A 19,384-nucleotide genomic window follows, 5' to 3' on the forward strand; every position below is an offset into this window, starting at 1 on the left:
GGCCGTTGGCGGTGCGGGTGGGGGCACTCGGAGAGGGGCGTCGCGCACTCGATCAGGCGCGGGCCGTCGTCGAGGACGAACCAGGCCCGCACGAACACGGGCCGATGCCGGTCTCGGCGTTGGCCTCGCTGGTGCGCTGTCACGCCAACATCGATTCCAGGGGGACCACGCGGATCCGGCGTGAACTGCTCTCCTCTCGCAGCCTCTCCGGTTGGGAGGACACCCCGGCCTGGCCGGCGTTCACCCTGGCCCGGGTGCACCTGCTCATCGACGAGGAACAGGCCGACCGCGCCGAAGCGGAGCTGCGTCGCTACGAACACACCGCCACCGGACCGGCCCTGCTCGGAGCCGAAGGGGTGTTCGCTCTGGTCAGGGCGTTGCGGCACCAGGACAAGCACACCGACGCCCTGGACGCCCTGGACCGGTTGGAGGCCGAACTCGAACTGGGTGAGGAACGCGGTGCCACCAACCCGCGCAGTCCCGCGCTGTCGCGCGCCATCCGCTTCGAGCGAGCCAGGCTGCTGTCCTGGCTGGCCCGCTTGGGCCTGTGCGACGCTCGCAAGGCCATCGCCCTGCTGCCGACCGTCGACGAGGCCGAGGCCTGCCCGAACCTGCGCCCGACCTGGGCCGAGGCCGTGGAGAACCTGGTCTGCCAGGGGAGCGTGCGCAACGACTGGCGGCTGGGGGTACGGGTGACCACCTGGTCACGCTACTTCGAACGGGTGGGGGCGCCGCGTCGCGGCGCGGAGATGGCGCTGACCGCCACCCGCCTGGCCGGGGGACGAGGCGCCCACTGGGTCGCCGAATGCTCGGCTCTGCGGGCCGAACGTCTCATCGGCGAACTCGGCGCGGCCGAGGAGATCGGTGGTGACCTGGCGGAGGCGCGTGCGATGGTGCGCGGGATGAACCCGGTCCGGCCACTGGCCCCGGCTCCGAACATCCTGGAGTTCCTGCGTGCCCAGCCCGCGGAGGAGGTCGACCCCGAGGAGCAGGCCGAACAGGTCAACGTGGCGTTGGCCGCGCTGCCGCACGACTCCGCGCTGTTGAGCGCGCTGGGTCAGGTGGGCCGCACGCTCATGCTCTCCGACGCGGCCACCGAACCGCAGTGGCGGCACGTGCGCGAACAACCCGGTGACCAGCGCGCGGCCCTGTCCCTGCTGGAGACCCTGCTGCACGACAACGACACCGGTGGGGTGCGCGACCTGGTCCGTACCCTGGCCGCGGGTGCGCTGCCGGGCCAAGGCGAGAGGGTGCCTTCGGCCTCGCCGACGGCGGCCCCGGCACAGCCCGCTCCGATGGCCCCTGTGCGGGGCGCACACCGGGCGCCCGACACCGAGGGTGGACCCGCGCGTGTGCCGAGCGGGCCCCAGAGCGTTCCGGTGGGGCAGGGCGCGCCCTCGGACCCGGGCGCCCCCGTACCCGGCTCCGATCCCACCCTGGTGGAGGGGGCCTACCGCGTGACCGAGGGGGAACGTCGCATGGCCCAGGTCGCGGGCGGATACGAACCTCGCTGAACCAGCGGGGCCTCGCCCTGGAACCCGTCGAGTCCCCCCTTCCGACCGAGGCTCAGCGGTCGACGGGGGCCCCGTCGGACAAGGCCCTGCCCGCCGGGTAGGTCAGTGCCGCCGCGGGGAGTGGGGCCGGTCGGCCACTGGCCAGCACCCGGACCCGGCCCGGGGCCCCGGCCGGGCGTTCCGTCGCGCCGATTCGGCGCAGAGTCTGGGCGGCCACCGCCTCCGCGGCGGTGAACAGTTCGGCGCGGTGCCCCAGCGCCTCGGAGATCCGCGAGCCCACCAGGTCGTAGTGGGTGCATCCCAGCACCACCCCGCGCACCTGTGGCGGGGTCAGCTTCGCCGCGTACTCCACCGCCGCGGCGATCCGATCGGAGTCCGCCGACTCCACGGCCTCGGCCAGCCCGACACAGGCGACCGGGGCCACGTCCACGCCCTTGGCGAAGTTCTCCACCAGACCGTGCTGGTAGGCGCTGCGGGTGGTGACCTCGGTGGACCACACCGCGATGGGGGTGCCCGCCGCCGCGGCGGGCTTGATCGCCGGCACCGTGCCGATCACCGGGATACGCGGCTCGTACTCGGCGCGCAGCGCGCCCAGTCCGTGTACGGAGGCGGTGTTGCACGGCACCACGACGGCGTCCAGCCCGCCGCCGTCCTCGACGGCGGCCCGGGTCGCGGCGTCCGCCCCGGCCAGGGCGCGCCGGATCACCTGATCCGGGGTACGGCGCCCCCAGGGCATGTGGTCCGGGTCCATGGACAGGTACAGGTCGGCGTCGGGGCGGGCCGCGTGCAGGGCGGCCGCGGTGGAGAGCATGCCGATGCCGGAATCAACGAGAGCGATGCGCACGGAACCGAATCCTATGCGGCCCCTTCGGTGACCACGCCATCACACCAGGTGTTCGGGGGTGTCCCCGCGAGGGTTCCACGAACCTGGCCGAAAGCGGCCGAGAGTGGGTAGGACACGTACCGAAATGGGGTGGCACGGAACCGTTATCGGTGGATAGAACAGAGTGGTCGGCCCGCCCGGCGCACCATACGGTCCGGGCCCGGTCGGCCCACGCTGAGCCTCGCGAATCGTCAGGAGAGAGCCGGTATGACCCGTGAACAGTCCGGTACGACTCCGCAGCACATAACCTTCGGCCACGCCGGCCCCGGCACGGGCCTCACCGAACACGTCGCGGCGGCCCAGAAGTTGAGCAGGGACTATCGGGCCCTGCCCACGGACGCACCGGTCCGCCTGGCCAAACCCACCTCCAACCTCTTCCGGTTCCGGGAACCCTCCTCCGCCCCGGCCCTCGACGTGTCCGCGTTCGCCGGGGTCATCTCCATCGACCCCGTCGAACGGCTGGCCGACGTCGGCGCCATGACCACCTACGAGGAACTCGTCGCCGCCACCCTGCCGCACGGACTCATGCCCTTGGTGGTACCGCAGTTGCGCACCATCACCCTGGGCGGGGCCGTCACGGGGCTGGGCATCGAGTCGTCCTCGTTCCGCAACGGGCTCCCGCACGAGTCCGTGCAGGAGATGGAGATCCTCACCGGCTCCGGCGAGGTGGTGACCGCCACCCGCGACAACGCGCACAGCGACCTGTTCCACGGCTTCCCCAACTCCTACGGAACCCTCGGGTACGGCCTGCGGCTTCGCATCGAACTCGAACCGGTCTCCCCGTACGTCCACCTGCGCCATCTGAGGTTCTCCGACGCCGCCGAGGCGATGGACGCCCTGGCCCGGATCAGCGCGGCGGCCGAGCACGACGGGGACCGGGTCGACTTCGTGGACGGGGTGGCCTTCGGTCCCGACGAGCTGTACCTGACCCTGGCCCGCTTCACCGACCAGGCCCCCTGGACCAGTGACTACACGGGCAACGACATCTACTACCGGTCCATCCCGCGCTACGCGGGCGACGGACCCGGCGACTACCTCACCATCCACGACTACCTGTGGCGCTGGGACACCGACTGGTTCTGGTGCTCCAGGGCCTTCGGCACCCAGAACCCGTTGGTGCGGCCGCTGTGGCCGCGGTCCCTCAAACGCTCCGACGTCTACCGCAGGCTGGTCGCCTGGGACCGGCGCAGCGACTTCTCCCGGCTGCTCGCCCATTACCGGGGCCGACGCCCACAGGAACCGCTCATCCAGGACATCGAGGTGGGCGTCGAACACGGCGCCGAGTTCCTGGACTTCTTCCACGCCGAGGTCGGCATGAACCCGGTGTGGATGTGTCCGCTGCGGCTGCGCGAGCCGCGTCGCCCGGACACGCCCGAGGGCGAACACGTGTGGCCGCTCTACCCGCTGGAGAACGACCGACTCTACGTGAACTTCGGGTTCTGGGGGCTGGTCGACATGAAGCCGGGCCAGCGGCACGCCCACCACAACCGCCGGGTGGAGGAGGAGGTCGCGCGGCTCGGCGGGCACAAGTCCCTCTACTCGGACGCCTTCTACACCGAGGACGAGTTCTGGGCCCTGTACAACGGCTCCGCCTACCGCGACCTCAAGGACACCTACGACCCGCAGGGTCGGCTGTTGGACCTGTACGCCAAGTGCGTACGCAATCGCTGAGCTACTGGACACCACCATCGGGAGGCGACCCGCGGGTCGGGCCGCGTCCGTGAGGAGGAAGGACGCACAATGCGACTTGCTGAGATCTTCGAGCGTGTCGTGGGGCCGAACGCACCGATTCGGTTCACCGCCTACGACGGAAGCTCCGCGGGCGATCCGAACAGCGACGTGACGTTGCACGTGCGCACCCCGGTCGCCGTCAACCACCTCGCGCAGTCACCCAACGCCGTCGGCCTGACCCGTGCCTACGTCTCCGGTCACCTCGAACTCGAAGGTGACATGTACACCGCGCTCAGACGGATGACGGACTTCGCCTTCGCCGAGGGCGTCAACGTGTCCGCTCGCGACCTCGTCGACATCGTCCGCTCCATCGGCTGGGTCAAGTTCGTCAACCGGGTCGCCCCGCCGCCCCAGGAGGTGCGGCGCAGGACCCTGCTCGGGCGGGGGATGCGCCACTCCAAGGAGCGCGACGCCGAGGTCATCCACCATCACTACGACGTCTCCAACGAGTTCTACGCACTGGTCCTGGGTCCGTCGATGACCTACACCTGCGCGGTCTTCGACGAGGAGGACGGCGGCCTGGACCGGGTGGGCGCCTCCGACGGGGCGTTGGAGAGCGCCCAGTTCCGCAAGTACGACCTGGTGGCCCGCAAGCTCGGCCTGGAGAAGGACATGGAGCTCCTCGACGTGGGCTGCGGGTGGGGCGGTATGGTCCGCCACGCGGCCCGCGAGCACGGGGTTCGGGCGATCGGCGTGACCTTGTCCAAGGAACAGGCCGAGTGGGGCGCGAAGAAGATCGCCCAGGAGGGCCTGACCGAGCTCGCCGAGATCCGCCACATGGACTATCGGGACGTGCCCGACGGCAGCTTCGACCGGATCAGCTCCATCGGGCTGACCGAGCACATCGGGTCGAGGAACCTGGACGCCTACTTCTCGTCGCTCAACGACAAGCTCGTGCCGGGCGGCCGGTTGCTCAACCACTGCATCACCCGTCCGCGCAACGACCTGCCACCGATGAACACCGGGGGCGTGATCAACCGCTACGTGTTCCCCGACGGTGAGCTGGAGGGCCCCGGCCGGATCCAGACCGCCATGAACGACAACGGGTTCGAGATCCGCCACCAGGAGAACCTGCGCGAACACTACGCCCTGACCCTGCGCCACTGGGGCGAGAACCTGGAGCGCAACTGGGACGAGGCCGTTCGGGAGGTCGGCGTGGGCACCGCCAGGGTCTGGCGCCTGTACATGGCCGGATGCGTCCTCGGGTTCGAGCGCGACGTCGTGCAGCTCCACCAGATCCTGGGCGTCAAGCAGGACGGCACCGCCTCCCACATGCCGCTACGACCCGACTTCTGAGTTCGGGCCCGGAAGGGCGGCCGGGGGCGTTCGCGGCGCGCGGACACCCCCGGCCCACCACCTGCCCCACGCGGGTACGGGCAGACGGCATCATGGTCAACGTCCAGTACCAGCAGCCGCGAAGGGACCCGCAGTGTCCTCCGACGACCATCCCTCCGAACCCGCTTCCGACCCCGGGTCCGGCCCCGACCTGCCGGACCACGTCAAGGAGACCGCCATCGCGCTGATCGGCGCGTACGCGGACCACAACCGCGAGGAGCTGGACGGTGTGATCCCCCGGGCCACCGACGACTCCGACGGTGTCCTGTCCGAGTTGAAGGTGATCGCGGCGTTCCTCAGCCGCAGGGTCCAGACCACCGGTGTGGTCTGGAAGCCCGCCGACTCCCGCGAGGCGGTGGCCCGCACCGTCGCCGAGATGCTCCCCCCGGAACTGGAGTTCGCGGTCTCCACCGCCTGGGAGGCGCACTCGGTGGGCGAGGAGGAGGCCGCCGAACGCTTCACCAGGGGCGATCCCATGGTCTACGTCCACATGCTCGCCGCGTTCGGTGCCGCCATCGGCCTCGCCGTCTACAAGCGCGCCGAACTGGTCTCCACCCTGCGTCAGGTCACCGGTCTGAGTGAGTGAGGGGCCGGCTCCCCGGCACTCCCTAACAGCTCAGACACAAGTGGCAGTGGTTTACTTCACAAGTTGGCGTTAATTACGTAGGTTTCCTACCAACCCTCAGGGGACCCTCGAAAGAAAGCGGGAGGCGAGCCGATGGCACGCAGACGAGTACACCAGTACCTTCCCCTCCCCGCGGCCTCACTCGCCCTGGTGCTCGCCGCCACGGCCTGCGGCGGCGGTGACGGCGGCGGTGACACCGACACCCTCCAGGTGTGGATCATGGAAGGCACCAACCCCGACGCCACCTCCTTCTTCGACGAGGTGGGAACGGCCTTCGAGGAGGAGAACGGGATCGGCGTCGAGGTCGAGTTCGTGCCCTGGCAGGACGCCCAGGACAAGATCTCCACCGCCATCGCCGGCGACACCCTGCCCGACGTCGTCGAGTTGGGCACCACTTTCACACCGGAGTACGCCGACGCCGGGGTCCTGCACGACCTGTCCGGCTACATCGACGACCCCTCCCGGTTCCAACAGGAGATGTACGAGATGGGTGTCGTCGACGACGTCGCCTACGGGGTGCCCTGGTACGCGTCGATCCGATCGATCATCTACCGCAAGGACATCTTCGAGGAACACGGCCACGAGGAGCCCGCCAACTGGGAGGAACTGCGCGACACCGCGCTCGACCTCGCCGAGGCCGAGGAGGACATGATCGCCTTCCCGGTGCCCGGCGACGCCCAGTACTCGGTCATGCCGTGGGTCTGGGGCGGTGGCGGCGAGGTCGCCGTGGAGGAGGCCGACGGCACTTGGAGCTCCACCATCAACGCGCCGGAAGGGCGCGCCGGAGTCGAGTTCTTCACCGACCTGGCCCTGGAGGACGAGCTGTCCACCACGGGCGCGGTCAACTGGAACGAGATCGACGTCATGGAGGCGCTCTCCGACGAGCAGGCGATCATGGCGATCTCCAACAGCTCCAACCCCAAGGCCATCATCGAGAACAACCCCGACCTGGAGGACAAGCTCGGCGTGTTCGTGCTGCCCGGGCAGGAGGACGGGTACACCGAGTCCTTCGCCGGAGGGTCGCTGCTGTCGGTGTTCGAGGGCACCGGTAACGAAGAGGCCGCCTGGCAGTACGTCGACCTCCTCACCAACGGCGAGTACTTCGAGCGCTGGGGCGAGGAGAGCGGCTTCTTCCCGGCCGGCGTCGAGGAGATCGAGGGCTACGCCGAGTCCGAGGACCCGCTCGTGCAACCGTTCGCGACCCAGCTGCTGGAGGCCGGCAAGAGCACCCCGGCCGTCCCCGCCTGGTCGCAGGTCGAGGCCGAGGGCGTGATCGTCAAGATGCAGCAGGACATCCTGAACGGTAACGCCAGCGTCGAGGAGGCGACCGACACCGCCGCCGAGACCATCGAGAACATCCTCAACGAGGGCAATTGAGACCCACGTCGGCCCCACGGCGGTCCAAGCGCGCGCCGCTCCTGAGCATGAGAGGGCGGCGCGCCCTCCTGCCGTGGGTCCTCCTGGTACCGCCGCTGGGCGTCATCGGAGTCCTGCTGCTCCTGCCCATCGGCCGGATCGTGTGGCTGTCCTTCCGGGACTTCAAGCTGCGCAACCTGGTCTCGGGGGAGTCCGACTTCATCGGGCTCTCCAACTACGTCACGCTGCTGACCGACCCGTACCTGTGGCAGACCGTACTGGTCAACACACTGACGTTCGCCGTGGTCGCGGTGGTGACCACGGTCGTACTGGGCACGCTGGTCGCCCTCTTGTTGTCCACGCTGAAGCCCCTCCCACGGATCATCGTGGTCTCCTGCATCATGGTGGCCTGGGCCATGCCCGCGGTCAGCGGCACCTACGTGTGGATCTGGATCTTCGACGTCGACCAGGGCGTGATCGCCCAGGCGCTCATGGGGATGGGCGTCGTCGACTCCGGCGGCTACAACTGGTTCGCCGACCGGTTCTGGTTCTACGCCATCGTCACCCTCAACATCGTGCACAGCGGGTTCCCGTTCGTGGCGGTGACCGTGCTGGCGGGGCTGCTCACCGTGCCCAAGGAGCTGTACGAGGCGGCCCGCATCGACGGCGCCGGCGCGTGGAAGCGCTTCTGGCACGTCACGTTCCCGACGCTGCGCCCGGTGTTCGCGGTGGTGACGGTGCTGTCCACCATCTGGGACTTCAAGGTGTTCGCGCAGATCTACCTGATGCCCGGCGGCGACGTCGGCGGTTCCGAGATGCTCAACCTGGGCGTGTGGTCCTACGTGAAGTCCTTCGGCCAGAACGACTTCGGGATGGGCTCCGCCATCGCCGTCATGCTCACCCTGCTGCTCCTGGGCGTGACCGTCGTCTACCTGCGCGCGCTGTTCCGGGAGGACGAGCTGCGATGAGACCTCGATCGAACCGGGAAACGCCTCGCCCGGCCCCGCCCTCAGCCCAGATCCTCGATCAGGAGCTCGCGTACCACCCGCCAGTCCACCGAGGCCAGGGAACGCCGTTCCAGGTCCTCCCGGACGGCGGCCATGGTCCGCAGGGCGTCCTCGTCGAGCGGACGACCGGCGTCGTTGCCCCGGTTGACCAGCCCGTCCACGTACGCGTGCAGTCGACGCCCCCCGGGGTCGCGTCGGGCGTGCCGGACGGCGCTCGCCCGGAACCTGGCGTCGTGCGGGATCCACGCGGCGATCACCTCGGTGGGGGAGAGCCCGGCGATATCGCCCACACGCTTCTCCTCACCGTCTTCGCCCTCGGGAACGAGGGGGATTCTAGGCCATGTCCCGCGGATACATACCCTGCTGCGCGGCGCCCCAGCGGCACCGTCACTGCGTTCTCATCAGTCGACAGCCAAACCCAGGCGGGCCCCCGCTGTGCGACAGTGCCGAGCTTGCGAGGTGTGCACAGTAGGGGCACTCCATTCTTCGGCCTTGTGCCGGCACCACTGGATGCGCCGCTCGCGACGGGCAGCATCCACGGAACACGCCCTGGGCCATGTCCCGCGAGTACCTACCCGGCCGAGGCCGGGGTGCTTCGGGACCATCGCCGTCAAAGGAGGTCCGTTGGTCACCTCTAGCTCCGGGACCGTCGAAGGACGGAACGAGACCGACTGGGAGGCCCAGGTGCGGGCCGCCCACAAGCGAGGGAACTCCCTGCGCCTGGGCCGCGTCGTCGCCAAGGCGGCCGGGGTCTCCCTCCTGCTGTTCTTCACCCTGTTCCCGGTCTACTTCATGCTGGTCAGCGCGTTCTCCGAAAGCGCCACCTCCGGCGGGGGCGCGCTGCTGCCGACCTCCTTCACCTTCGAGAACTTCAGGTACGTCCTGGTGGAGGCCAACTTCCTCCTGTACCTGCGCAACTCGTTGACGGTCGCCGCGATCACCGTGGCCATCGCCTGCGTCCTCGCGATGCTGGCGGCCGTCGCCGTGGGCCGCTTCCGATTCCGGTTCCGCACGGCCGTGCTGGTCCTGGTGCTCGTGGTGCAGATGGTGCCGCTGGAGGCCCTGGTCATCCCGCTGTTCATCCAGGTGCGGGACCTACAGATGCTCAACACGGTGCTGGGCCTGGCGGTCGCCTACGTCGCGCTGTCGCTGCCCCTGGCGATCTGGATGATGCGCGGATTCGTGGCGGCGGTGCCCAAGGAAGTGGAGGAGGCCGCCTACATCGACGGCGCCTCCTGGCCCCAGATGTTCTGGAAGGTGCTGTTCCCGCTGGTGGCGCCGGGTCTGGTGGCCACCGCCATCTTCTCCTTCATCGTGGCCTGGAACGAGTTCGTTCTGGCGATGACCTTCATGACCCAGAGCGAGAACTACACGGTCGCGGTCGGGTTGCGCCAATTCTTCGGTCAGTACGCCAACGACTGGGGGCACGTCATGGCGGCCTCCACGATCATCACCATCCCGGTGATGGTGTTCTTCATCCTGGTCCAGCGCTGGCTGGTGGCCGGGTTGGTACAGGGCGCCGTCAAGGGTTGAGCGTCGGCGGGACGCTCGCGACGAGGGCCGCCCCCCAGAAGAAGGGGAGCGGCCCTCGAACGCGCGGCGGGATCAGCCCTCTCGCAGCTCACGCTTGAGGATCTTGCCGGTGGAGGTCATCGGCAGTTCGTCCCGGAACTCGATCTGGCGCGGGTACTTGTAGGCGGCCAGCCTCTCCCGGGCGAAGGAGGTCAGCTCCTCGATGGTGGCCTCGGCGCCGTCCTTGAGGATCACGAACGCCTTGACCTCCTCGCCGTGGGTTTCGTGGGGGACACCCACCACGGCGGCCAGGCTGATCGCCTCGTGGGTCATCAGGACCTCCTCGACCTCCCGCGGGTACACGTTGAACCCACCGCGGATGATCATGTCCTTGGACCGGTCGATGATGAAGTAGAAGCCGTCGTCGTCACGGCGGGCGACGTCACCGGTGCGGAACCAGCCGTCCTTGATGACCTCGGCGTTGACCTCGGGGCGGTTGTGGTAACCCTTCATGATCAGGTGGCCGCGGACGGCGATCTCACCCACCGGGTCCTCCTCGCCCTCCTTGACGACCTCGTTCCATTCCGGGTCGATCAGCTTCATCTCCACACCCCACACCGGGCGGCCGATGGAACCGGTCTTCGCACCGGTGTCGGGGTTGTTGAACGAGGCCACGGGAGAGGTCTCGGAGAGGCCGTAACCCTCCTTGATGCCCACCCCGAAGAGTTCGGTGAAGTCCTCCGCGAGCTGGGCCGGCAACGCCGAACCACCCGAGACGGCGTCGACCATGTCGTCCGCGATCCGCTCAAGGTCGTACTCGCCGGCTTCCGCGGACCGGGCGGCGTTGAGCAGACCCCAGTACATGGTGGGCACACCGGCGAAACCGGTGACGCCCTCCTTCCGCATGAGCTTCAGGGCCTGGGCGCCCTCGAAGCGCGGCAGCAACACCATCGTTCCGTGCCGGTACAGGACGGCGTTGAGCATGACCGTCTGACCGAAGATGTGGAACAACGGCAGCACCACCAGGGCCACGTCGCGCCCGTCCGGGTGGGGGTTGACCAGAGCCGAGGAGACCACGGCGTTCATCATCAGGTTGGTGTGGCTCAGCTCGGCACCCTTGGGGCGGCCGGTGGTGCCGCTGGTGTAGATGATGACGGCCGTGTCGTCGCCGTCGCGCTGGACGGTCTCGAAGGTCCCCGGCTGACCGTTCAGGGCCGCCCAGATCGTTTCGGCGCCCTCGATGTCGGACTCGGTGGCACCCGCCGCGGCGGGCATGTCGATGAAGACCTCACAGGCGTCCACCCGGCCGAAGGCCTCGAAGGCGCGCTCACCCAGCGGGAGGTCGGGCGAGCCGGTGAACGAGAACAGGGCCTTGGCCCCGGAGTCCTCCAGGTGGTAGGCGATCTCACGCGGGGTGAGCAGCACGTTCAACGGGACGACCACGGCGCCCGCCTTGAGCGCGCCGAAGTACACGAACGGGAAGTAGGGCAGGTTCGGGCTGGCCAGGGCCACCCGGTCGCCCGGCTCGATCCCACGGGACACGAGCAGGTTCGCGACCTGGTTCGCGATCATGTCGGTGATCGCGTAGTTCAGACGTGTGTCGCCGAAGACCAGACACTCCTTCTCCGGAGCGGAACGAGCACCGTCCTCCAAGAGAGTGGACAGGTTGAACATGGGGGCCTCCCGCGGCATGTCATTGAGGAACAGGTGCGACGAACAGCAGGCATGACCCGCATCGTGTGTTCTGCGCCACTTGAACGGCAGAGTAACAAACCGGGCGGTCGGTGTGGAGGGGCATGGGGTCCGTGAAATCACCGACGCCCGCCTGACGCTCCGTGACGAACCGGATCGCGGTCGCCCGAAAACCGGTCCGCGAAGGGGCCCGCCAGCCGCTAACCTGAATTCGACACACCAGGAAACGGCCAAGGGAACACTCAGCGATGACAGCGGTAGACGGCGACCAGACGACGGGCGACACCTACGACGCCCGCGCCCTCCAGGACAAGTGGCAGGCGCGCTGGGCCGCCGAACTCCCGTTCCGCGCGAACGAGGACCCCGCCGACGAACGTCCCCGCTCCTTCATCGTGGACATGTTCGCCTACCCCTCCGGTGACCTGCACATGGGCCACGCCGAGGCCTACGCCATCGGCGACGTCATCGGCCGCTACCGCCTCCAGCGCGGCGACAACGTCCTGCACCCGGTCGGCTGGGACTCCTTCGGCCTGCCCGCCGAGAACGCCGCCATCAAGAACAACTCCCACCCGGCGAAGTGGACCTACGCCAACATCGAGACGCAGGCCGCCTCGATGGCCCACTACGGCGTGGGCGTGGACTGGTCCCGGCGCATCCACACCAGCGACCCCGAGTACTTCAAGTGGAACCAGTGGCTGTTCACCCGGTTCTTCGACCGGGGTCTGGCCTACCGCAAGGACGGGCTGGTCAACTGGTGCCCCAAGGACCAGACCGTGCTGGCCAACGAGCAGGTCATCCAGGGCAAGTGCGAGCGCTGCGACTCCGACGTCGAGCGCCGTGCCCTGAACCAGTGGTACTTCAAGATCACCGACTACGCCCAGCGGCTGCTGGACGACATGGACCAGCTGGACGACGGCCGCTGGCCGGACGAGATCCTGGCCATGCAGCGCAACTGGATCGGCCGCTCCACCGGTGCCGACGTGCACTTCGAGATCGAGGGCCGCGACGAGCCGGTCACCGTCTACACCACCCGGCCCGACACCCTGTACGGAGCCACCTTCTTCGTGGTGGCCGCCGACGCCGACCTGGCCGAGGAGCTGTGCGCGCCCGAGCGGCGCGAGGCCTTCGAGGCCTACCGCACCGACATCTCCAAGCTCTCCGACATCGAGCGCCAGACCACCGAGCGCCCCAAGACCGGTGTGTTCCTGGGCCGTTACGCCGTCAACCCGGTCAACGGCGAGCGCATGCCCGTCTGGGCCGCCGACTACGTCCTGGCCGGCTACGGTCACGGCGCCATCATGGCGGTGCCCGCCCACGACCAGCGCGACCTGGACTTCGCCAAGGCCTTCGACCTGCCGGTCCGGGTCGTGGTCGAGACCGGCGAGCCCGACCCCGTCGAGACCGGCGTGGCGACCACCGGTGAGGGCGTCCTGCGCGACTCCGGTCCGCTGGACGGCCTGTCCAAGACCGAGGCCATCGGACGCATCATCGAGGTGCTGGCCGAGCGGGGCACCGGCCAGGCCACCGTCAACTTCCGCCTGCGCGACTGGCTGCTGTCCCGCCAGCGCTACTGGGGCACCCCGATCCCGATCATCCACTGCCCCGCCTGTGGCGAGGTCCCGGTCCCGGACGAGCAGCTGCCGGTCACCCTGCCCGAGCTGAAGGGCGCCGAACTCGCGCCCAAGGGCATCTCCCCGCTGGCCGCCGCCAAGGACTGGGTCAACGTGGACTGCCCCTCGTGCGGCGGTGCGGCCGAGCGCGACACCGACACCATGGACACCTTCGTGGACTCGTCCTGGTACCCGTGGCGCTACTGCTCCCCGCGGCTGGACACCGCCCCCTTCGACACCGAGACGGTCAACAAGTGGGGGCCCGTCGACCACTACATCGGCGGCAAGGAACACGCCACCCTGCACCTGCTGTACGCGCGGTTCTTCACCAAGGTCCTGCACGACATGGGCATGCTCGACTTCACCGAGCCCTTCGCCCGCCTGACCAACCAGGGCCAGGTCATCAACCAGGGCCGGGCCATGTCCAAGTCGCTGGGCAACGGAGTCGACCTGGGCCGGGAGATCGACGCGTACGGCGTCGACGCGGTCCGACTGACCATGCTGTTCGCCTCCCCGCCGGAGGAGGACGTCGACTGGGCCGACGTCTCGCCCACCGCCGCGATGAAGTTCCTCAACCGCGCCTACCGCGTCATGCACGAGGCCGGCGCCGCCAGCGAACCCGGCGTGGACTTCACCGAGGGCGACACCGACCTCCGTCGCGCCACCCACCGCTCCATCGACCAGATCACCGCACTGATCGAGGACAAGCGCTTCAACGTGGCCATCGCCCGCTGCATGGAGCTGGTCTCGGCCGCCCGCAAGGCCATCGACTCCGGCCCCGGCGCGGCCGACCCGGCCGTCCGCGAGGCCGCCGAGTTCGTGGCCATCGCCCTGTCCCTGTTCGCTCCCTACGTGGCCGAGGAGGGCTGGGAGAAGCTCGGGCACGTCGGCAGCGTCGCCGTCGGCAACTGGCGCGAGGCCGAACCCGAACTGCTGGTCCAGGAGTCGGTCACCTGCGTGGTGCAGGTGCAGAGCAAGGTCCGCGACAAGCTGTCGGTCTCCCCCGACATCGACCCCGCCGAACTGGAGCGCCTGGCACTGGCCTCGGAGAAGGCCCAAGGCTTCATCGGGGACAAGACGGTCCGCAAGGTCATCGTCCGGGCACCCAAGCTCGTCAACATCGTCGTCGGCTGACACACCCGACGGGGGCGGTGGTCGCGACCGCGGCCCCCGCCCCCTACCGTTGGGCGCAACACACATAGGGAGGCGGTGGCCCGGTGGGCGCTTCGAAGGATGGTCGAGCCCTGCACCGACCGTGGGTGCGGGCGTCGATCATCGCCGCGGGCGCGGTGGTGGTGAGCGCGGCGGCCATCGGTGGCGGCATGTGGGCGACGGCCGACGACCCCGACCTGCCCGGTGGCGACGACACCCACACCGCTGCCCCCACGTGTGCCGCGGTCCCCCAGGACACACTCGCCGAGGTACTGCCCGGGGCCGTCCTGGAGACCGACGACCAAGGTCCCCTGAGCGGCGGGGAGAACACCGTGTGCGTGTGGAGCACCGCGGGGGCCACCGATGGTGACCGGACGATCCTGCGCGTGGACCTGTCGGCCCGCTTCACCGACGCCTCGGCCGAACCCGCCGTCAGTGGCGACGAGGCGGCGGCCCTGGCCCATCAGGCCGTGGTGCCGACCCGGGGCGAACCCGTCGAACTCCCCGGCGCAGCCGGCGCCGAGGTCTGGCGCGGACAGCTCCCCGGCACGGCCGAACTCGCCTTCCACACCACCAACCTGTTCGTACGGGTCACCTACACCGGGGAGTCCGAAGGAGACCCCGTCTCCTTCGAGGACGCCCGGGACACCGCCGTGGACGTGGCCGGACGAATCGGTGAGGCGCTGTGAGCGGTACCTACGAGACCGACCCCGGAGCGCCTCCGCCACAGAGCCGTACCTTCGCGGTCGTCCTCCTCGTCGCGCTCGTGCTGGTGGTGATCGCGTTCACCGGCTGGCTGATCTGGTACCTGCTCCGAGGCGGGGCCGAACACGGCGCCTACGAGGCCGCCCCCGAGTGCGCCATCGGCGAGACCGAGGTCCTGGCCGAGCTCGTTCCCGACCATGAACTGGAGATCGAGGAGACCGTCGGCAGCGCCCAGGACACCTTCGGCACCGGATCGCAGTGCCGTTGGGCCACCCCGCAGGAAGGCGGAACCGCCGTCCCGGCCGCGGCCACGCTCATGCTGGTCGCCGCCCCGGTCGAGGGCGGCGACGAGACCGCCGCCGACACCCTGGAGTCCACCGCGGCGGGCAACGACCCACGACCGATCGACGATCTCGGTGACCAGGCCCTGACCTGGGTGGAGATCGGCGCCTTCGAGGTCGGCTGCACCGGTGTGCGCGTCTCCAACCTCTACCTGGAGTCCTGCTACACCGCCTCCACCGACTACGACGCCGTCGGATCGGTCGATGGGGAGGCGGCCGCGGCCGAATCCGAGCGGCTGGTCAGGTCGATCGTGGCGGAACTCCCCGAGAGCATCGAGGCGGACGAGACCGACTGAGCGGTCTCACCACAGACCCTCGACGAACTCCCGCACCGCCGGGGACACCTCTGGCGAGAACGCCCGGTCGGCGTCCAACGCGGCGGCGCCGGGGGAGTCGTCGTACTCGCGCAGCACGTGGTCGACCCCGGCCAGGTCCACCCGCTCGGCCCCCTCCAGACCACCCATCAGCCGGTCGACCTCGTCCCGGGTGATCTGGGCGTCCTCATCGCCCCAGAGCACCAGGACGGGGGTCCGTTCGGGCAACGCGGCGGCCAGTTCGGGCGGGTCGAAGGCATCGATCCAGGCGAGGAAGTCCTGGTTCTGCGGGGAGAACAGACCCGTGGTGTCGCCCTCGGGCAACTCCTGACCGCCCCGTACCGCGGCGCGCGACGTCCGGGCGTGGGACAGCATCCGCACGGCCTCGGCCTCACTGAGCGCACCCTGCGCCTCGGCGGTCCGGACCTGCTCGGAGACCTGACGGTCGATGACGTCGAGCATGCGCGTCCCCGGCGGAGCCGCCAGAACCAAAGCGGGTTCGGCGCCGTCGAGCACCTCGTGCGCGCGTAGCGCGTACAGCGCGCCTTCGCTGTGGCCCACGACGATCGTGCGCTCGGGGTCGACTTCGGGCTGTTCAACCAACGCCGTGTAAGCGGCGGCCATCTGGGCGTCGAAGACCTCGGGATCGACCGGTTCCTCCAGGGCTTCCCTCACCTCGTCGTCGAAGGTGGCGGGGTCGCCGCTGCCCAACTTGTCGTAGCGAAGGGTCGCCACCCCGGCGTCACCGAGCACCCGGGACAGGTTGAGGTTGGTGTCGGCCTCGGGGCGCCCGGCGCTGTTGCCGTCCCGGTCGGTGGGGCCGCTGCCGGAGATGATGAGCGCGCCCGGCACCCCGTTCTCGGAGCCGCTCTCCCGCGGCGCGGTGAACGTGCCGTCGACGGTGAACCCGCCACCCTCGAAGCTGAGCTCGCGCTCGGCACCGCTCACCCCCGGAGGTTCGGGGCCCTCTTCCTCGGCGGGGCCACAGGCCGAGACGAGCAGGGTGAGGGCGGCGATCACCGAGACCGAGCGGCCACGGCGTCGTACGCGGCCGCGGGCGACGGGGGTGTGGGCAGGAATGGACACGCCCTCAGCGTATCGGCCGTGCCCTCCCGCACCATCCCGGCCGTGCCCTGGTGGGCGTGGCCGGGGCGGTGCGGTCGTCGTTCCCGGCCAGGGTCAGACGCGGCGCATGACCGTGACGACCTTGCCGAGGATGGTCGCGGCGTCGCCGTTGATGGGCTCGTAGGCGTCGTTGCGGGGCATCAGCCACACGTGGCCGTCGTCCCCGCGACGCAGCACCTTGACGGTGGCCTCGTCGTCCAACATGGCCGCGACGATGTCGCCGTTCTCGGCGGTGGGCTGCTGGCGGACCACCACGAGGTCGCCGTCGGTGATGGCGGCGTCGGTCATGGAGTCGCCGACCACGGTCAGCATGAACAGCCGACCCTCGCCGACCAGCTGACGCGGTAGCGCCAGGACGTCCTCGACCGATTCCTCGGCCAGGATCGGGCCACCGGCGGCGATCCGACCGATCAGCGGCACCGCGGCGGCCCGGGTCGCGTCGGCGGTGAGCTCCTCGGGCTTGATGCTCTGCGCGGTGTCGCGGCCGGGGGCGCGCAGTTCGACCGCGCGCGGCCGGTTCTGGTCCCGGTGCAGGTAGCCCTTGCGCTGGAGCACCTTGAGTTGGTGCGCGACGCTGGAAGGGCTGGAAAGACCGACGGCGTTCCCGATCTCTCGGATGGACGGCGGAAAACCGCGCTCGCGCACATAACGCTGGATGCAGTTGAGAACGCTTTGCTGGCGCGCGGTCAGTTTGGGGGCTTCGGGCACGGCACCGCCCGTGTCACCCACGGGCGAAAGAACGGTGGTGTTTCCGGGGTCGACGACCTCGGTGTTGTCCTCCGGCACGGCCGGGCCTCCTCGGCGTTCGGTTCGGTCAGGGCCTGTTCGGGTGGCCGGTGACGGGTCCGTCGTCTCACGAGTGGGCGAGACGGCGAAACCGGTGGGAAATCAAGGTCAAGATTAGTCGTTGCACACGGTGATATCAAACAAGCGTTCGAGCGGCCGAGGACGGCGACTTCGCCTTTTCGGCGGGCCTTTCCGATGACCCTCGGTTAAGTATGTACACGCGTTCCCTCGCCGCTGTCCGTCGAATGCCGAAAACGGCTTTCCCGGTGCTTCGCCCGAGGCGGCCCCGGAGCGTGTCCCCGGAGGTCGCGTGGATGCCGGAAAGCCCGCCGGGCAAGGGATTCCTCACCTGTGGAACGCGCGCCGAACGGGGTCCCCCCGGGTGCGGTCCCCTTATCCTTGGAAGCGACCCCCCGACGTATTCGAGACCTCCTCCCCGGTGGAGGCGGGTCCTGAGCCCCCACTTGAGGAACACGCCTAGGGGCGGGTTGCGACCCGTGCCCCCGGGGTCTAGGTTCGACCACAACATCTGGTGTTACCAATGGGGTATGTGCCTAGAAGTTGTGGTTAGGTAGACTCAAGGGTTGTGGTTCGGGTATAGGGAAGCAGGTGAACCAGGATGCATTGTCCGTTCTGCCGTCATCCGGACACCAGGGTGATCGACAGCAGGTCCACCGACGACGGTTCCGCGATCAGGCGACGCCGCTCCTGCCCGGTCTGTGAGCGACGCTTCACCACACAGGAGACCGTCCTGCTCATGGTCGCCAAGCGCTCCGGGGTCACCGAGCCCTTCAGCCGGAGCAAGATCATCGCCGGGGTGCGCCGGGCCTGCCAGGGGCGGCCCGTCTCCGAGGACGCCCTCGCCAAACTCGGCCAACAGGTCGAGGAGGAGATCCGAGGCCGTGGCGTGGCGGAGGTGCCGGCCAACGAGATCGGACTGGCCATCCTCGTCCCGATGCGCGACCTCGACGAAGTCGCCTACCTGCACTTCGCCAGCGTCTATCGGGGCTTCGAGAGCCTGGCGGACTTCGAAGCGGAGATCGCCAGCCTGCGGACCGATCGTGAGGACGGGACGGAGAAGGACCAGGACTCCGATCCGGCCATGCCCACGGCCGACACCGCCTCATAGCGGGCCCGGGCGTTCACCGAAACCGCCCGAGACCGCAGCGACGGCAAGAACCCGCGCGGTCATAGCCGGTCCGCGCACAGCAGACACTTCGGGGAGCGTCATGACGGAGACCAGCAGCGGTTCGACGAGTCGCAAGGGGAAGAAGGGGCCCAAGGGGCTGAAGATCAAGCGCGTCTTCACCACCGAGGGCGTCCATCCCTACGACACCCTCGACTGGGAGCGTCGCGACGTCGTCATGACCAACTGGCGTGACGGCAGCGTCAACTTCGAGCAGCGCGGCGTGGAGTTCCCCACCACCTGGTCGATGAACGCCACCCAGATCGTGGCGAGCAAGTACTTCCGCGGCGCGCTCGGCGCTCCCGAACGCGAGTGGAGCCTCAAGCAGCTCATCGACCGCGTCGTCGGCGTCTACACCGAGACCGGACTCAAGAGCGGCTACTTCGCCTCGGACGAGGACGCCGAGATCTTCGACCACGAGCTCAAGCACGCCCTCGCCAACCAGTACTTCAGCTTCAACTCCCCGGTGTGGTTCAACGTCGGGACCACCTCCTCCCAGCAGGTCTCAGC

16 protein-coding genes and 1 pseudogene are annotated in these 19,384 nt (G+C 69.2%); 12 read left to right on the forward strand and 5 right to left on the reverse strand.

The window, feature by feature from the left end; genetic code table 11:
* Positions 1-1,514, forward strand: a 1,514-nt coding sequence (locus tag ABZ717_RS26430) for a hypothetical protein (RefSeq protein ID WP_358515267.1), incomplete at its 5' end; no start/stop codon positions are given.
* 52 nt (positions 1,515-1,566) lie between these two features.
* Here ABZ717_RS26430 and ABZ717_RS26435 read toward each other — a convergent pair.
* Positions 1,567-2,358, reverse strand: a complete 792-nt coding sequence (locus ABZ717_RS26435) for an aspartate/glutamate racemase family protein (RefSeq protein ID WP_358515270.1) — start codon at positions 2,356-2,358, stop codon at positions 1,567-1,569.
* A gap of 246 nt (positions 2,359-2,604) precedes the next feature.
* On the opposite strand from ABZ717_RS26435, the gene ABZ717_RS26440 reads away from it, so the two are divergent.
* From ABZ717_RS26440 to ABZ717_RS26460, 5 genes are all read left to right on the forward strand, one after another.
* Positions 2,605-4,068 carry an FAD-binding oxidoreductase gene (locus tag ABZ717_RS26440; RefSeq protein WP_358515273.1) on the forward strand — a complete coding sequence of 488 codons (1,464 nt, stop codon included), beginning with the start codon at positions 2,605-2,607 and terminating at the stop codon, positions 4,066-4,068.
* 69 nt (positions 4,069-4,137) lie between these two features.
* Complete coding sequence (locus ABZ717_RS26445) at positions 4,138-5,424, forward strand: cyclopropane-fatty-acyl-phospholipid synthase family protein (protein ID WP_358515276.1); 1,287 nt, start codon at positions 4,138-4,140, stop codon at positions 5,422-5,424.
* Between the two features lie 133 nt (positions 5,425-5,557).
* A complete protein-coding gene (locus tag ABZ717_RS26450; RefSeq protein ID WP_358515278.1) occupies positions 5,558-6,049 on the forward strand; it encodes a hypothetical protein in 492 nt (163 codons plus the stop codon).
* A gap of 132 nt (positions 6,050-6,181) precedes the next feature.
* The gene (locus ABZ717_RS26455; RefSeq protein ID WP_358515281.1) at positions 6,182-7,465 is read left to right on the forward strand and encodes a sugar ABC transporter substrate-binding protein; all 1,284 of its coding nucleotides are present in this window, start codon (positions 6,182-6,184) and stop codon (positions 7,463-7,465) included.
* Between the two features lie 47 nt (positions 7,466-7,512).
* Positions 7,513-8,412 carry a sugar ABC transporter permease gene (locus ABZ717_RS26460; RefSeq protein ID WP_358515284.1) on the forward strand — a complete coding sequence of 300 codons (900 nt, stop codon included), beginning with the start codon at positions 7,513-7,515 and terminating at the stop codon, positions 8,410-8,412.
* A 41-nt stretch (positions 8,413-8,453) separates the two neighbouring features.
* Here ABZ717_RS26460 and ABZ717_RS26465 read toward each other — a convergent pair whose 3' ends face one another.
* The gene (locus tag ABZ717_RS26465) at positions 8,454-8,741 is read right to left on the reverse strand and encodes a hypothetical protein (protein ID WP_358515286.1); all 288 of its coding nucleotides are present in this window, start codon (positions 8,739-8,741) and stop codon (positions 8,454-8,456) included.
* A gap of 430 nt (positions 8,742-9,171) precedes the next feature.
* Between ABZ717_RS26465 and ABZ717_RS26470 the strand changes: the two genes are divergently transcribed.
* A complete protein-coding gene (locus ABZ717_RS26470) occupies positions 9,172-9,984 on the forward strand; it encodes a carbohydrate ABC transporter permease (protein WP_067603493.1) in 813 nt (270 codons plus the stop codon).
* A gap of 72 nt (positions 9,985-10,056) precedes the next feature.
* Here ABZ717_RS26470 and ABZ717_RS26475 read toward each other — a convergent pair whose 3' ends face one another.
* The gene (locus ABZ717_RS26475) at positions 10,057-11,637 is read right to left on the reverse strand and encodes a long-chain fatty acid--CoA ligase (protein WP_358515298.1); all 1,581 of its coding nucleotides are present in this window, start codon (positions 11,635-11,637) and stop codon (positions 10,057-10,059) included.
* A 266-nt stretch (positions 11,638-11,903) separates the two neighbouring features.
* Between ABZ717_RS26475 and leuS the strand changes: the two genes are divergently transcribed.
* The 3 genes from leuS to ABZ717_RS26490 all read left to right on the forward strand — a co-directional run bounded on the left by leuS (position 11,904) and on the right by ABZ717_RS26490 (position 15,759).
* The gene (leuS, locus tag ABZ717_RS26480; RefSeq protein WP_358515289.1) at positions 11,904-14,399 is read left to right on the forward strand and encodes a leucine--tRNA ligase; all 2,496 of its coding nucleotides are present in this window, start codon (positions 11,904-11,906) and stop codon (positions 14,397-14,399) included.
* A 188-nt stretch (positions 14,400-14,587) separates the two neighbouring features.
* Positions 14,588-15,106: a hypothetical protein gene (locus tag ABZ717_RS26485; protein WP_358515301.1), complete on the forward strand. Its 519-nt coding sequence runs from the start codon at positions 14,588-14,590 to the stop codon at positions 15,104-15,106.
* On the forward strand, positions 15,103-15,759 hold the full coding sequence (locus tag ABZ717_RS26490) for a hypothetical protein (RefSeq protein ID WP_358515292.1): 657 nt from the start codon (positions 15,103-15,105) through the stop codon (positions 15,757-15,759). Before ABZ717_RS26485 ends, ABZ717_RS26490 begins: the two co-directional genes overlap by 4 nt.
* A 6-nt stretch (positions 15,760-15,765) precedes the next feature.
* Here ABZ717_RS26490 and ABZ717_RS26495 read toward each other — a convergent pair whose 3' ends face one another.
* Entirely contained in the window at positions 15,766-16,857 is a 1,092-nt protein-coding gene (locus tag ABZ717_RS26495) for an alpha/beta hydrolase (protein ID WP_358515304.1), read from the reverse strand.
* A gap of 99 nt (positions 16,858-16,956) precedes the next feature.
* Entirely contained in the window at positions 16,957-17,631 is a 675-nt protein-coding gene (gene lexA / locus ABZ717_RS26500) for a transcriptional repressor LexA (protein ID WP_358515307.1), read from the reverse strand.
* A 676-nt stretch (positions 17,632-18,307) separates the two neighbouring features.
* Here lexA and nrdR point away from each other — a divergent pair.
* A complete protein-coding gene (gene nrdR, locus ABZ717_RS26505; RefSeq protein ID WP_358515295.1) occupies positions 18,308-18,817 on the forward strand; it encodes a transcriptional regulator NrdR in 510 nt (169 codons plus the stop codon).
* Positions 18,818-18,917: 100 nt separating this feature from the next.
* Positions 18,918-19,384: pseudogene (locus tag ABZ717_RS26510) on the forward strand (vitamin B12-dependent ribonucleotide reductase); the annotation flags it as partial.

It is taken from the genome of Nocardiopsis sp. NPDC006832 (assembly GCF_040635885.1).
In the GTDB taxonomy this organism is placed as follows: Bacteria; Actinomycetota; Actinomycetes; order Streptosporangiales; family Streptosporangiaceae; genus Nocardiopsis.

What these genes read in the sequence shown, in the direction of transcription:
- ABZ717_RS26475 (WP_358515298.1), bottom strand. Translation starts at nt 11,637, where the DNA reads ATGTTCAACCTGTCCACTCTCTTGGAGGACGGTGCTCGTTCCGCTCCG.
- ABZ717_RS26445 (WP_358515276.1), top strand. Translation starts at nt 4,138, where the DNA reads ATGCGACTTGCTGAGATCTTCGAGCGTGTCGTGGGGCCGAACGCACCG.
- ABZ717_RS26485 (WP_358515301.1), top strand. Translation starts at nt 14,588, where the DNA reads ATGTGGGCGACGGCCGACGACCCCGACCTGCCCGGTGGCGACGACACC.
- nrdR (WP_358515295.1), top strand. Translation starts at nt 18,308, where the DNA reads ATGCATTGTCCGTTCTGCCGTCATCCGGACACCAGGGTGATCGACAGC.
- ABZ717_RS26440 (WP_358515273.1), top strand. Translation starts at nt 2,605, where the DNA reads ATGACCCGTGAACAGTCCGGTACGACTCCGCAGCACATAACCTTCGGC.
- ABZ717_RS26460 (WP_358515284.1), top strand. Translation starts at nt 7,513, where the DNA reads ATGAGAGGGCGGCGCGCCCTCCTGCCGTGGGTCCTCCTGGTACCGCCG.
- ABZ717_RS26455 (WP_358515281.1), top strand. Translation starts at nt 6,182, where the DNA reads ATGGCACGCAGACGAGTACACCAGTACCTTCCCCTCCCCGCGGCCTCA.
- leuS (WP_358515289.1), top strand. Translation starts at nt 11,904, where the DNA reads ATGACAGCGGTAGACGGCGACCAGACGACGGGCGACACCTACGACGCC.